Below are 13,796 nucleotides of genomic sequence, written 5' to 3'. Positions count from 1 at the left end.
AAATCAGCCTCTGGGGTGTCGAAGCCAATTATCCCGGATCGGATAATGCACACCTGACAGAGGCTGCAGATGAGCTTCTTGCCGACGCCATCGCGATCGGCCTGCGGGCTGCGCAGCGCCTCTGTGCGAGGCTCGCCCGTTTAGAGGCGCGCACATGAGCGCGCGTACCTGCCGATGCATGGGCACGGGATGCCGGCCTGTTTGAAGGTGGACGAGAGCCTATTCAGGCAGATGCCCTTGCCTTTGCAGCACGAGACTCCGCCTGAGGATTCAGTCTCCTGTTCAGGCGGAATGGGGGCCGTCCGGTGCCAGGCATCGGGCGGCTTCTTGCGCAGACTTGTCTTGTGCGTGGGTGCCAGCAAAGGGAGAGGTTCATTCGGACAGGGCGTAAAAATCGCTGCGTCTCCGGGTCTCGCAATGTATCCCCGATCGTCAGCCCGTTCAGTTCCTTCCATTTCCGCGCCCCGTGTTCCGGACCCCTTGTTCCCGTCTCAAGCCGTATGACCTGGACGAGGCCAGCCAGTCCTGAAACCGGCGCCGCGAAGAATTTTCCCCGCCGCTGCGCGGCTTCCTCGCGCATCAAAATTCTCCGCTGCGCCGGTGCTCCACTCACGTTTCGCCCCTGCGGGTTCAGGCCTGCCTCGCCTCGTCCTTTCGGTCCGGCGTCGACGGGGACAAGGGGTCCCCGGGACAAGCGCAAAAACGAAAGGAAATACACAATGGCAAACGCACTTGGATATGTCTCTGAGACCAAAACCGGCTTTGAAGGCGCCCTCGCAATGATGAACCTCAACAGCCCCATCCGTATCGAAAAGAACGCGGAGAAAGCCGAAGACGGACAACCCGACTATCGCGTCTTCGCCGGAGAAACCTCGACCGAAATCGGCGGCGGCTGGATACGCAAGGCAAAAGTCTCAGGACGCGATTATGTCTCGCTGACCCTTGCAGACCCGCAGATCAGTGCCCGCAAGATCTATGCAAATCTCGCTCCCGTAAAGGGCAAGAAGGGCCGGCACGTGATCCTCTGGAACCCGAAGGACTGACTTGCCAGGTGACGGCTCCAGATGGAGCCGTCACCGCCATTCGTCTTTCAGGACCGTCTTGCGCGTTCTGTTCAATCGCAAGGAACCTTCGCGAGCACTCTTACCGACACCCCGTCCACGACGCGGGTGTCGGTCAACGCATTTAGATCTCCTTTCTCGGTCACGGTTTTCCGTGGATTTTTACGAGTAAATATTATTCGGCTTTTACGAATAAATATTCGACATCTATTACGAATAAATATATAGCATCTTTTGCGAACAATTATTCAAGGAATAGAGCTCAAAAAATTGAGCCGAAAACCAGATGGCAAAACCGAACGAAAAACTGGCCGAATCCCTGCATGTGTTGAAAGATATGCAGGATCAGGGGAACGCCGTGTTCCAGACGCAGGATATGAGCCGCACCCATATGGAGCGACTGAAGCAGGCCGGTTTCATAAAGCAGGTCATGAGAGGCTGGTACCTCTCCTCTCGTCCAGGAGAACGCGATGGGGATACGACCGCTTGGTATGCCGCCTATTGGGAGTTTTGCAAAACTTACCTCACCAACCGATTTGAAAAGGCATGGTGTTTGTCACCCCAGCAGTCCCTTCTGCTGCACGCGGGAGATTGGACCGTGCCTGATCAACTTCTGGTGCGAGCAAAAGGCGCCAGCAACAAGTCGACCGGGCTGCTGCACGGCTCAAGCATCTACGACGTGGCTGCTGACCTTCCAGATGCAGCGGATCAAACACAATTGAATGGTCTGCGAATCTATACCCTTGATGCCGCCCTGGTGGCGGTGCCAGAGGCGTTCTATCGGAACCACCCAGTCGAGGCACGCACCTGCCTCGCCGCAGTCAAGGATGCCTCTGGCGTGTTGCGCCTGTTGCTGGAAAATAGCCAGGTGATCCGCGCCGGGCGCCTCATGGGCGCGCTGCGATCCATTGAGCGCAACGACCTTGCTGACCAGATTGAAAGCGCGATGATTGCCGCGGGTAACAAGGTTACAGAAACCAATCCCTTCGACGCCGACGCCGCATTCGCCATCCCTTTGCGAGATGTCTCACCCTATGTGAACAGGATCCGCCTGCTTTGGGCAAAGATGAAAGCAGACATTGATGCAGATTTTCCAGAACCGGCGCGCCAGAATGATCCGGACGCCTATATCGCAAACATGGATGCCGTGTTGCCGTCAGACGCTTATCATTCCCTCTCCATTGAGGGATATCAGGTCAGCTATGATCTGATCGAAAAGGTCAGCTCGGGGGACTGGAATCGGGACATGATCGGGTCCGACAGAGAGCAGCGCGACGCTTTGGCAGCAAAAGGATATGTCGATGCGTTTGAGACCGTCAAAACGGCGGTCAGGGATGTGATGAACGGGGAGAATCCGGGTGAGATCGTCAAGCGTGATCTTCAAACGTGGTACCAAGCCCTGTTCGGGCAAAGTGTTCAGGCTGGTATTCTAAACGCCGCTCAACTTGCCGGCTATCGCAACCACCCGGTCTATATCAGAGGGTCACAGCATGTTCCGCTCAATGTCGAAGCGGTGAGAGATGCGATGCCAGCCTTCTTCAACCTGCTGCGGGAAGAAACTGACGCGATAGCGCGTGTTGTGCTCGGACATTTTATCTTCGTCTATATCCACCCCTTTCCCGATGGAAACGGGCGGACGGCACGCTTTCTGATGAATGTCATGCTGGCAGCGGCTGGTTATCCCTGGCTCGTCATCAAGGTTGAGCAGCGGGACGCCTATATGGCAGCGCTCGAAGCAGCAAGCGCCAATCAGGATATCAAGCCTTTTGCGACTTTTCTGGCCGAAAGCCTTCGACGGTGAGCTCGTGCACGTCTCTAAATGAAGCTGTGCGTCTTTCTCAAACGGATCCCGCGCGGCAAGCGTTTAGAGCTGCGGCGCTTGAGGCTGAGATCGACACCCACGTCTGAGACTTTGGTCGCGTGATAGCGCTCCAGGCACCAGACAATCCGGATGGGTCCGAGATGAGACTTTGCGCCTGAGGTGTCGGGTAACGCGTTTTGAAATTTTCGCGATTTGTTGGCTGTGAGCCAATGCAGGAGAAGCTTTTCAAAAATCAGGTTGCCAGGCGTGATCGTCAGCATCTGCGCGTCAGTGTCCAATCCTGTAGGTCCAATGGCGAAGGACCGGCGCTCATTTGCCTCTCTCAGGATTGGAAAACGCCCCGCCATGTGGTTCTCCTGGACGTTCGCTGACGCCGTACCGGCTCGGGCGACCGGATGAATTCCGGCGTGTTGCGCCTATTCCACCCCATAGGCCTTGCGCAGGAATGTGATGGCCTCTTCGAGCGTCATGCTCACTTTGAGGTCTTTGGGATTCAGCTGCCCTTCTTCCTCAATTGCGCTGAGGAACTGGCGCATATCTTCGCGCAGAGGATCGCTGACCTGCACGACGGCATTGCCAGGAAGCAATTGTGAGAGTCGGAACACATCATTGCGGTGTTTCCTGATATCACCGCCTTTGACTTTGTCATCGCCGTCGTCCCGCCGTTTGGTCAGGTCCAGAAAGGCGCGCGCCTTGAATGGGATGAGGATGGACTGATCGAGGATCGTCACGCCGTTTTCCACACGCCTGCCGTTCTGCAGGGCTTCAAAATAGACCGGATCAAGGAGGATCGCCGAAAGGCTTACAATGTCAGCTTCGGCGTCCAGCCTGATGATGCCGGTATCTGCAGGAAGTAAGAGTCCATCTGGCTCCTTGGAGAAGAGTTCGACCATAAAGGGGAACTCAGGGTGTTTCGGCTTGTGGAACCGGTAGAATTCGCGGTGCCCGCCGCTTTGTTCGCGGGCCTGATATCCTGCGGTGTTCAGAAAGTCCCGGAACCTTTCGCCAAACGCGGCATCGATGACTTCAATGCAAAGAACAACATCAGTATCTTTGGTCGCGCGGAACGGGAGGCCGGCCGTGTCAAAGAGGATGTCGCACGCCGCCCCGCCGATGATTGTATAATGATCCGGATAATCCTTGAAAAACTCACGGAACTTGTCGATTCCAACTACCATGGCACGCGCTCCAGCAATTGCTCGGCAGCCATGGCCACCCGTTCGTCTTCGTGATCCCGGAATTGCGCGTACAAGGACAATGGGTCCGCAATCTGCCCATCCGCCAATCCTGCCGGATCATAGCTCCAGGTCTCTACGGCGAAGTCCGGCTCGTCAAAATGATGCTCGCGGTATTCCTGGCTGGCGGCAAATCCCTTCCACTCAGTGGCGGCGATAGCAAAGACCTCCAGTTTCGGTGGGGATAAGTCGGTCAGCTTGGACAGTGCTGACTCGCCACCGAGTAGCATAGGTGGACGTGGGTGCGGTCCCCAGACCAGTTTCCGGCTCCGTACAGGACTTTGCAGGAGCGAGCGCACGCTTTCCATCATTTCCCGGCGGTCGCCTCGAAAGTGAAGGTGGCGCTCCCGGCCATATTTTTCCGTGACTGCCAGGCCGATAGCCACCAGATCATCGAAAGCCCGACCGATAGACATAGGCGAATATTTCAGGTCCCTTGCAAGTTCGGACGGTGTGGTCGCTGCCTCATTTCGCCGGAGCACGTAATGAAAAAAGACGGCCTGTGCAGCGGGGGAGAAGCTATCGGGTGTCGCAGATTTCCGGGTCCGGAAATGTTCACGCAAATCCATACCCAGTTCCGGCGCATAGAACTGGTTTCCGGGGACAATGAACGAAACGCCCTGTCCGATCAGACGGGACCGGTCACGGGCGCTTAGCGCTGATATACCGATGATCACCGGCCGAGCCGCCTGCGCTTCGACCAATCCGACATGCTTGGCGATATCCCCGGGCGTATCGCCGGCATCATTCACGAGCATCAGAAGGCACACCCGTCCGACAATGTCCGCGCGGTAGAAGCTATAGGCACGCGTCAGAAAAACCGGCAAATCCGACGGGGCGGATTCAGGTTCGACGCTCATAGTCGTATGCAGAATCTGACCGACATAGCTGGCAATCTGGTGAGCCAGGCGCTGGGGATCTGGAGCGGGATCATCGTTATATAACATCATGATCGGACACTAACATTGATAATGTTAGTGTTCAATCATAATGTTAACATCTTGCAATTGCCTGTAAAAAAAGGAAATTTTCACAGAGGCCCCGCTCTGAAATCCTGAAAAATGCCTCATATCCATCAGAGTGAAGGGTCTGAATTTTAGTCCGGTCGGAAGGGAAGTGGGTGTCACACCCCAGGCATCTAAACGATGCGTGTAAGGACGAAACATAAAGTCCGAAATGGCAATGATTTCAGAGGACAAGAGCCGCTGATTTGCCGGTCGAGCGCATATCGCGCTTTCGGGTCTTTCGACCCTTAGGAGACTCTATTTCGGGATGGTCGTCAGATCAAGTCAATGTTTCCAAGTCACACGCATCGTATATTGGTGACCTGCTACAGAGTAGCCGAGCCAGTTCGGAGGGCGGGTTTCGGCGTGGGTCTCGGAACCCAATGATGCCATCGTCATCGTACTTCCAGATTCTGGACCTTCGTAGCTCTTCAACGTACCGGCTGGAGCTCGCCGAAGTCAGACATTCCACGGCCCTTGGAAAATTGGTAAGGTTTCAATTTCCAGACATCTGTGGACCGACGATACTAGTGCAGGTCAGGCTGTTTACAGAAAGATCCGGAAACGCTGTGTTCGTGGTGATGGGTGCAATCACCTTCGGTGGTCTGATGCTACTCGTTTGGTAGCTTAGGCTAGCCGTACGGAATTATCTTTCTGGCGAGGCCTGCAGCTTTGTATATGTCCGGCCCAATTCGTTCATGAAGCGTCTCGCAAGTTTCGTTGATTAAATCGAGAAAGATCTCTTTCCGGGCGCCGGTCACTATGTACCGGTCTACAGTATCCTTTCCTGCCCGCTCGATAGCCTCCACATGCGGCAGCACCGGATACAATCCGAACTCTTCTGCCTTCTTGAGCATCGCCTCAGTATCGTGACTGTAGGGTTTCGAGCGTAGCTCCTTCACGGTCAGGCCATGGAGGCGGAGGAAGGCTTTGAGATAGAGCTCAATGGCGTGATTGTACTGAAAGCGAATTGGCGCCTCCGGGTGTGTCAGCTTCAAATCTAGCTGGCGGAGAGCTTTCGCGCTGGCTGCATACGAGTGCGCATAGTGGAAAAGGCCAATCGCGGTCGTTCTGTCGTCTTCAGTCATTGACTCAGATGCTCCAGACCCTACCCCAAAGATTATGATTGGCATAACTGACGAAGACAAAGAGAAAATCATTGCCTGGGCTTCAGAGCGGCGGGCCGTTCGGCGGGTATACTTGTTTGGCAGCAGGGCCAGAGGTAACCATCGGCCAGACAGTGATGTTGACTTGGCAATAGAGATGCTTGGGAAGAACCTTGAGGCGCGGTACGGCTCGTGGATCTTCTGGGATGACGAAAACAAAAAGGGCAGACAGCTAATTTTGCCCTATCCTGTTCAACTGGAATGGTATGACCCGGAAGACGTGACACTGGAGATTGTTGGTCCTGCAGTCCGCACTGATGGCATTTTGGTCTATGAGCGTGTTTAGGACTTTTTCCTGCTTCCGGAGCCTCCAATGACCTGCCTCTGGCGGAAGTGAATCGCACCCGAAGGCCAGGTTGGCCTCCATCTTCAGTTTCCGTGAGCGTCAGGATCGCTCTGCGTCAGTCATCCAAATACATGGTCGCTACCCGGCGCCATTTCGTCCAAACCTGCCGTTCATCAGAGAATCCACGATCGCCGACTTTGGGCCAGGATAGCTCCGATCGTCACCGTCGGCGACCGGCACCGGGACACCAATTGCGTCATCGAGACGTCTCCCGCTTCGCCTGATCTCGTCGATGCCCAACGCGCTACGATCGGATGCTTCAACCGAAGCCTGTATTGGCGCTTTGCACAATGTGCGAGCCTGCCTAATATGAGCGCCATGCGAAGCGATCTTGATCATCTCCCCCACGGCAAACAGCGCGAACTCCAGCGCGTGACGGAAATTCTTTTTGAAGAATTTGCCGACGCGATGAAGAGCGCCTCGTCCCCGAAGAAGAAAGATGGCCGCATCCTCAAGATTATCCTCTTTGGTTCCTATGCGCGCGGCAACTGGGTGGACGAACCGCATACCGCCAAAGGATACCTCAGCGACTATGACCTGCTGATCGTGGTAAACCAGCAAAGCGTCGTCGACTTTGCCACCTACTGGTACCGGGCCGAAGACAGGCTGATGCGTGACCCGGGCATTAAAACCCCGGTCAATTTCATTGTCCACACGATGGATGAGGTGAACAACGCCCTCGCCCAGGGTCAGTACTTCTTTTCCGACATTATCAAGGAAGGCATTGCACTCTACGACCTGAAGGGCAACACGCCCTTCATCACACCCAGGCCGCAGACGCCCGACGAAGCTCTGGCGACCGCAGTGAAGCATTTTGAGCAGCGTATGGAGGGCGTACAAAGCGCCCTCGAATTTTACGCGTTCGGTCTGAACGGTGCGCGCTACAATGATGCGTCCTTCATGCTCCATCAGGCTGTTGAACGCCTGTATGCCTGCCTCCTCCTTGTAGAGACGAACTACTCGCCTTCGACTCACAGCATTAAATTCCTGCGCTCTCTGGCCGAGCAGATTGACTCGGAGCTGATCGCTGTCTGGCCACGCGAGGCAAAGCATGACCGGCGCCTGTTCGAATTGCTGAAACGCGCCTATGTGGATGCACGCTATTCAGAGCATTATACCATTACCGCCGAAGAACTCGTCTGGCTGGGCGAGCGCGCGGAGATCCTGCGAACCCTTGTTGAAACCCGGTCGCGCGAAAAGATCGAGCAGCTGAGAGCTAGCGCGCTAACCGGGATATGACCTCTCCAATGCTGTTCGCGGTTACATTTCGTGTCGCGGCTGCATGTTCATGCATCGGCAGGTACCGGAACGTGTGTCTAACGATTGGCCCTTTGCGGACGTTCCCATGCCCATGAACCTCCACTACGTTTCTCGAATAATTGACGAGCATTGCGCGGCCAGAATTGTAGCTTCGTGTAGTGAGACGTTGCGATTGAACCACGGTGTCTTTAGGCCAGTGTTTGAAGGAACTAGTGGAGGCAGGAGCGGCCATGATCACGGATATTTTCTCGCGGCGATATAAAGACGTCGTGATACGCTCGCAATACTTCGAGGAAGATCGGCGCTTCATGAACCAGGCAGCCGTCATGGTATTGGACCCACTTTGGATGGGCCAAGAATCAGACAAGCCGTCCGACTATACTGAACAAAGCCTCAAGCCCGTACATGACGCGTTGGCCATGGAGCTTGGGCGCGAGTCGCTGTCAGACCGATGGTGGTTTTCGAAGCGGACTTGGAACGGCAACACCACAACAGATTCCCATGCTTACAGCCTGTCGAAGATTTGCAGAAACTTTCTGACAAAGCTTCCTGACAACTTGGAGGCCGCCGACTCCCACGTGAAGGATCGCCTGAGCTTCATCGAATTGGCGTTTCAGTATCGTTTGCGCGCAATTCAGAGAGCTAACTTGGAACTTCCCGCGAGAATCACAGAAGCGGAGCGTGCTGATGCTGCTCCGCATCGTGGGCCGGGCATACGGTTGCCAGGTAGGCGAGCAGATGGTGTGCGGGCGTCAAACGCCAGAATGAACGAAACTTTCGCGAACTTGGTCGATGAGCTTAATCAACGGATCAAGCTCGCAAACTATCCGCTGAGCTTCCATAACGGGATGCTGCAACTCGCTTTAGACGACACCGTCACAGCGCAGGTTGCGAAGCCATTCTGGGCGCTGGTCTCTACGCCGATATGGAAGAACGTGGACGAACAAATCAAAGAAGCGATCGACCGCAGGGACCGTGCTGACCGAACAGCCGCTTTTCATGCCGTGTGCGCTCTCGAAAGCGCGATAAAGATTATTTCGGACACAAAAGGTTGGACGACCAGCAAGGAAAAGGGTGCGTCCAACTACATCGACAATCTGGTCAGCGAAAAGAACGGCCGCTTTATCGACGTGTGGGAATCTGAGATGCTAAAATCGATGTTCGGTGATGTCCGGAACCCCTTTGCCCATGGTCCCGGCCAAGGTCCCATGCCTAAGCTATCAGATGACCAAACGGACTGGGCCATCGACACATCTATGTCTTGGATCAAAAGCCTAATCCGCCGGATGTAGTGCCTGCGGCATCAACGTGACTATCGAGTGACTACTTTCGGCAGCGATTTTCTGCCTGTCGATGATTAAGCGTCGTGCGGCTCGAATGGGCGCAAAAAGAGACGAAACATATTGTTCGCAAACGAGGCTGATTGCCGAATATTCTTATGACGTTCCATTGAAACTTTGCGACAATTTCCACGGAGTGCATTAAATACATCGAATGGATGAATTTTTACCAGAGAGCACGCTTGAGCGCCTAAACATGATGGAAGGCATATTGATTGATTCAGCAACCGGAGGTTCGGATCAAAATCATGTCTACGAACATCTTCGACGGGAATTTATGGGCGATCCTCAAATTAAAAGCCGTCTGCCGGATTTTGTGCGCACTTATAGGAACCTGAGCGCGTTTTGGCCTTATATAAAAAACCAGGCACCCACTTACGCGGAGCGTCGCCAAATCATTAGCGCAGCGTTCACCGCGGTAGTCGAGTACCTCGAAGGTGCTGCACGCTCCCCTATGGACGATGCTACATCTGACAGTCTAAAGACTTTCGATGCCGATGGCGTACATGAGATTTGGATGAAAGCTCTTGATAGACGCTCTTCCGATCCTGAAGGCGCAATTACGATAGCTCGAACGCTCTTAGAGACGGTGCTGAAGCGTATCGCTGAAGAGATGCCAATCACCTACACAGATAAAGACGATCTGCCAAAGCTCTACAATAATGTTTCCAAAGAATTGAAACTCGCTCCAAGCGAACATAGCGAGGACTCGATAAAGAGAATTCTCGGTGGTGCGACGACAATTGTTCATGGTCTTAGTACGTTGCGAAACCGTCTTTCAGATTCTCATGGACGGGGCACAAAGCTTCCAGTCAGGCCGTCTGCGCGACACGCCTCTCTTGCCGTTAATACAGCAGGTGCAATAGCTACTTTTTTAGTTGAGACGTACGAAGTGAGAAAAAGCGAAACGCCTTAGGACAGTGCCTTAATGTGGCTGATTGGGCTAGCAGATGGTTTCGTCCGCTTTCGGAATTTTCTGACGACCGCTGTGGCGCAATAGAAGACGTGAGCCGAAAGACTAATCGGGTGGTTCCATTGATCTAAAACCTAAAGTAGTATGCGGCTAGAACCATCATTGGGGGCTGCTTTGCCGGACGCCAAAGACGCAGAATACTTCTTCAACACCCTTCCCGGGAAGGTGATTCATAGCAAAAGAATAAATGATGCGCCTTCTGGGCGCGGCATCAGAATTTTGTCTGAAATCGTGGAATCCGCTGAAGAAGTAAAATTCACTACCGACCTAAATGAAATTACAATTCGGGAGACCCCACAAGGACGCTCGCGAATCAAAGCGACTGTATTTGAGGACAATCGCGCGATAAAAGTCTTCACTATTCAGAGATACCTGCGCGTTGGCAGTTCACAAGTTCCACACAAAGAAGAACACTTTTCATTCGTAGGCGAAGAGATCACGAGGCTGAAAAAGTTTCTGGCCTCAATTGAAACGATTTCGTTCGACGGCAACGGCAAAGGGCGAATTTCGGACGCAGACTTGGACGGTTTAATTGTCGGTACACTGCAGGCTCGCAAGCTAATCGACAAGAACTCTGAGGTTTTTGTCCAGCTTATGCAGAATGAGAATTGGGAAAGAGACATTGTTGCCCTTGGTTATCGACGAAATCAGCTGCAAAATTTTGAAAAGCTCCTAAACGACCGTGAGTACTTTGAAGCTCAGCGGGCGCTAATCGGTGGATCAGCAGAGCGCGTTTGGCAGAACTTCTTTGAACAGAATACTTGGATATTCGGCTATGGCTTGTCCTACCAATTTCTCAGTGCTTTGGATGGCCGGAAACTTGAGCAGATTGTAAGTGGTGTTTCTGTCAGCACCGTAGGGAAAAGAATAGACGGATTGTTGAAAACCAAGGGTGCGCTGGAAGCTCTATGTTTTGTGGAGATAAAAACGCATGAGTCCCCTCTGCTTAAAGAAAACTTCTATAGAACTGGCGCATGGGTCCCATCGGAACACTTAGCCGGGGGTGTCTCTCAACTTCAGGCGACTGTTAGAGCGGCGAGTAAGTTGCTTCAGGAACATTTTGAAGCTGTAGATCGTGAAGGTAACCCAACCGGCGAACTACTACATAACATTTCGCCGGGTTCTTTTTTGGTCGTTGGTAAGCTGTCTGAATTCGAAACGGAGAACGGACCCAACTTACAGAAGTACGCTTCTTTCGAGGACTATCGACGTAGTCTGATTCGACCGACAGTTTTGACGTTTGACGAACTCTATGAGCGGGCGTCTTACATTGTGGAGCACGCCGAGTAGCGAGCAACATTCTCACTCAAATCTGCACGCAATAAACCTAGTTCGCTCAACAAGGATTGATGACCGCCGCCGGGATAGTCCGGATTTCCACAACCGGGGCAAAAGCAGCCGTTGCGCTTTGGACGAGCAGCAGATGGCTAGTTATCTATAAGTCTGGTCCTTGTATTCGAGCGATACCTTCGTTCCCGCTCTGCTGTAGGTCGAGCAGGCTTGTTCCATCAACTACGGGCAAAGTCATCATTGGTGCGATCAAACAACCGGTAGCATGATTTTCATTTTCCCAGCTGCGGCTGACGACACCCTTCGTGAGTATGCCTCCACCAACTAGTATTGGCCCGCCGCTCATTTTACCTGGGATTTTCGCCTCAAACTCAAAATTTGGGCCTGGGGTGGAATTTTGCTTTTTGCTAATGTTGTCAGAAAGAACATTGGTGACAGCGCCAACTGAAACAAACAGCTCAGGCTGGTAATCGTCGCCCTGCAATCGGATGTTCCGCATTCCTGCATATCCGATAGCAACTGCTCGGTCGCCAATTGCGAGACTGTGAAGACCAATGTTCAGCGGCTGGTAAGGACCGATGAGGGGTTGCTCACGAACCTTGCAAAGTCCCACATCATGCAACAGCCGAAATTCTGGCTCTTGGTGAATTAATGGGCTCTCTACGTTTTGTCCCCAATGAGAAGTCCACTCAAATGGACACAGGAACCATTTGGCTTCACGCATCGCTGGGTGAATATCAAATGGCGCATTTCTCATAGCTGGATTTGCGGGCAGCATTGCTCCAAAATTTAGCGAATCGCTGAGTTTATGCTTGCCCTTTTCTATCTCGGTGACTGACGAATAGTTTTCATCAATCGGGTCACGCAGAACATGAGCCGCTGTCAGCAAATACCCAGAGGCACTTATAAAGAAGCCTGTACCTATGCAATGCGCCTCCTCGTCGCCCGTATTCCAAGCGACAATTGGAACAATGCTCTGGCGAAGTAAAAATTCTGTTGGTCCGAACGATCTAAAGAAGTCGCTCAGAGATCGACCCGGCCGATTAGACAAGAATTCGACTTCACTTTTTATTCCAAAGAATTCTCTCGCGAAGCCTTCTCGAGGCTTTAGGTCGATCCCCTTCATGTCTTGGACCGCCCATTTGCCAGCCTCATTCCTCCTCCATATGGATTTCAGAATACCTATTTCTTCAGATTGAGTTTCTTCCATATGGCCGGTTTAGCCTATCAGTGGGCGCCCTCAAAGCTGGCAACTGGCTAAAGGATTTGATCGCAACGCTCTGCTTTTCGCTCACCTCTGCGATCGGCTGATTGTATCCATCCGATGTTCAATCCGAGCGGATTGAAATCACCTAAGTCGGTCGCTCTTTAGGTCCGCTTCCGGGATGTTGAAGTCGAAGCGCCAACTACCGATTCTTAACAAAAACAGCCACCGGCCACACGGCAAACAGATACTCAACCCAACCAATTCGCTATGAGGTCCCCGACTCTGTCGGCTGCTTTCGCGAGATGCCGCGCGTCCATGTGGGCGTAGATTTCCGTCGTCTTCGGCCTCTTATGCCCAAGGAGCTTTCCCGCCATATTCAGGGTTTCGCCGATCATGATCGCGTGACTGGCATAGGTGTGCCGAAGGTCATGAAGACGGATGTCTTTTGCCAACCCGACCAGCGGGCGGATCGCTCGCCAGGCCGCGTCGATTGAGGCGATAGGCTTCGCCGGGTTAGCTTGGTGCGGGAACACAAATACGGATGATGCGCCTCGCTTGCGTCGATCAAGCAATGCCAACGCAAGATGGGACAGAACGACATCACGCTTGCCTGTCTTGGTGGAGCTGAGGCTCAGTTTGTCGCTGCCAACTTCAGCCCAGGTCAGTCGCGCGATCTCGCCCGACCGGCATCCGGTCAACAGGATGAGCCGGATCGCATCGGCGACATCGCGCCAGCGAATTGGAGGCGCTTCCAACCATGCCCCGAGCTGTGCCAGTTGCTGCGCATTGAGAAGGCGACCCCTCGCGCGCCGCGTATTGCGCCGTATCGGTTTCGAAGGATCAGGTGCGTCCGGAGGCAGAACACCTGATTCACGTGCAAACTTCAGCATGCTCCGCAAATGCGAGAGAGCCTGATTGGCACCGCCCGGACTGGTGGTGCTGTAGGCATAAAACCACTCGGCAATGTCGCTGGTCGTGAGACGGTTGATAGCTTGGTCTCCGAGCGCAGGCAGGATCGAACTGTTGAGATAGATCTGGATCGCTTTGAGTGTTGATGGCTTCCAAACCTCACGTTTCGCCTTCAGGAACCTT

Annotated in this window: 13 protein-coding genes; 7 read left to right on the top strand and 6 right to left on the bottom strand. The window is 53.5% G+C overall.

The annotated features are described in order from the left end of the window. The first annotated feature begins 719 nt into the window (after positions 1 to 719). Entirely contained in the window at positions 720 to 1,043 is a 324-nt protein-coding gene (locus tag VR74_RS14520; protein WP_045698032.1) for a DUF736 domain-containing protein, read from the top strand. A gap of 304 nt (positions 1,044 to 1,347) precedes the next feature. Next, entirely contained in the window at positions 1,348 to 2,862 is a 1,515-nt protein-coding gene (locus VR74_RS14515) for a Fic family protein (RefSeq protein WP_045698031.1), read from the top strand. 14 nt (positions 2,863 to 2,876) lie between these two features. Here the strand turns inward: VR74_RS14515 and VR74_RS14510 are convergent, their stop codons facing one another. The 4 genes from VR74_RS14510 to VR74_RS14490 form a co-directional block, all read right to left on the bottom strand. After that, positions 2,877 to 3,230, bottom strand: coding sequence for a hypothetical protein (locus VR74_RS14510; RefSeq protein WP_045698029.1), 354 nt, complete (start codon positions 3,228 to 3,230; stop codon positions 2,877 to 2,879). A 69-nt stretch (positions 3,231 to 3,299) separates the two neighbouring features. After that, positions 3,300 to 4,061 (bottom strand): hypothetical protein, encoded by a 762-nt coding sequence (locus VR74_RS14505; protein ID WP_045698027.1) that lies wholly within the window; start codon positions 4,059 to 4,061, stop codon positions 3,300 to 3,302. Beyond that, positions 4,055 to 5,068, bottom strand: a complete 1,014-nt coding sequence (locus VR74_RS14500; protein ID WP_045698025.1) for a hypothetical protein — start codon at positions 5,066 to 5,068, stop codon at positions 4,055 to 4,057. Before VR74_RS14500 ends, VR74_RS14505 begins: the two co-directional genes overlap by 7 nt. A 686-nt stretch (positions 5,069 to 5,754) precedes the next feature. After that, complete coding sequence (locus tag VR74_RS14490) at positions 5,755 to 6,210, bottom strand: hypothetical protein (protein WP_045698021.1); 456 nt, start codon at positions 6,208 to 6,210, stop codon at positions 5,755 to 5,757. 34 nt (positions 6,211 to 6,244) lie between these two features. Here VR74_RS14490 and VR74_RS14485 point away from each other — a divergent pair, with 34 nt between their 5' ends. From VR74_RS14485 to VR74_RS14470, 5 genes are all read left to right on the top strand, one after another. Continuing rightward, positions 6,245 to 6,574, top strand: coding sequence for a nucleotidyltransferase domain-containing protein (locus VR74_RS14485; protein WP_045698019.1), 330 nt, complete (start codon positions 6,245 to 6,247; stop codon positions 6,572 to 6,574). 378 nt (positions 6,575 to 6,952) lie between these two features. Further along, positions 6,953 to 7,873, top strand: a complete 921-nt coding sequence (locus tag VR74_RS14480) for a HEPN domain-containing protein (RefSeq protein ID WP_045698036.1) — start codon at positions 6,953 to 6,955, stop codon at positions 7,871 to 7,873. Positions 7,874 to 8,124: 251 nt separating this feature from the next. Then, complete coding sequence (locus VR74_RS14475) at positions 8,125 to 9,186, top strand: AbiJ-NTD4 domain-containing protein (RefSeq protein ID WP_045698017.1); 1,062 nt, start codon at positions 8,125 to 8,127, stop codon at positions 9,184 to 9,186. Positions 9,187 to 9,388: 202 nt separating this feature from the next. Continuing rightward, a complete protein-coding gene (locus tag VR74_RS21130; RefSeq protein WP_299950691.1) occupies positions 9,389 to 10,150 on the top strand; it encodes an abortive infection family protein in 762 nt (253 codons plus the stop codon). 171 nt (positions 10,151 to 10,321) lie between these two features. Beyond that, the gene (locus tag VR74_RS14470; protein WP_299950688.1) at positions 10,322 to 11,497 is read left to right on the top strand and encodes a Shedu immune nuclease family protein; all 1,176 of its coding nucleotides are present in this window, start codon (positions 10,322 to 10,324) and stop codon (positions 11,495 to 11,497) included. A gap of 145 nt (positions 11,498 to 11,642) precedes the next feature. On the opposite strand, the gene VR74_RS14465 is transcribed toward VR74_RS14470, so the two are convergent. Then, complete coding sequence (locus tag VR74_RS14465; RefSeq protein WP_045698015.1) at positions 11,643 to 12,707, bottom strand: serine protease; 1,065 nt, start codon at positions 12,705 to 12,707, stop codon at positions 11,643 to 11,645. Between the two features lie 245 nt (positions 12,708 to 12,952). Continuing rightward, on the bottom strand, positions 12,953 to 13,796 hold an 844-nt coding region (locus VR74_RS14460; protein ID WP_045698013.1), incomplete at its 5' end, for a site-specific integrase.

This window comes from Hyphomonas sp. BRH_c22 (genome assembly GCF_000961795.1).
GTDB lineage: Bacteria > Pseudomonadota > Alphaproteobacteria > Caulobacterales > Hyphomonadaceae > Hyphomonas.
The sequence above is the reverse complement of the archived record's forward strand: the minus strand, read 5'-3'. Positions and strand labels throughout refer to the sequence as shown.

Coding starts and splice junctions, on each gene's coding strand:
- VR74_RS14520 (WP_045698032.1), top strand. CDS start 720: ATGGCAAACGCACTTGGATATGTCTCTGAGACCAAAACCGGCTTTGAA.
- VR74_RS14505 (WP_045698027.1), bottom strand. CDS start 4,061: ATGGTAGTTGGAATCGACAAGTTCCGTGAGTTTTTCAAGGATTATCCG.
- VR74_RS14490 (WP_045698021.1), bottom strand. CDS start 6,210: ATGACTGAAGACGACAGAACGACCGCGATTGGCCTTTTCCACTATGCG.
- VR74_RS14465 (WP_045698015.1), bottom strand. CDS start 12,707: ATGGAAGAAACTCAATCTGAAGAAATAGGTATTCTGAAATCCATATGG.
- VR74_RS14475 (WP_045698017.1), top strand. CDS start 8,125: ATGATCACGGATATTTTCTCGCGGCGATATAAAGACGTCGTGATACGC.
- VR74_RS14480 (WP_045698036.1), top strand. CDS start 6,953: ATGCGAAGCGATCTTGATCATCTCCCCCACGGCAAACAGCGCGAACTC.
- VR74_RS14510 (WP_045698029.1), bottom strand. CDS start 3,230: ATGGCGGGGCGTTTTCCAATCCTGAGAGAGGCAAATGAGCGCCGGTCC.
- VR74_RS14500 (WP_045698025.1), bottom strand. CDS start 5,068: ATGATGTTATATAACGATGATCCCGCTCCAGATCCCCAGCGCCTGGCT.
- VR74_RS14485 (WP_045698019.1), top strand. CDS start 6,245: ATGATTGGCATAACTGACGAAGACAAAGAGAAAATCATTGCCTGGGCT.
- VR74_RS14515 (WP_045698031.1), top strand. CDS start 1,348: ATGGCAAAACCGAACGAAAAACTGGCCGAATCCCTGCATGTGTTGAAA.
- VR74_RS21130 (WP_299950691.1), top strand. CDS start 9,389: ATGGATGAATTTTTACCAGAGAGCACGCTTGAGCGCCTAAACATGATG.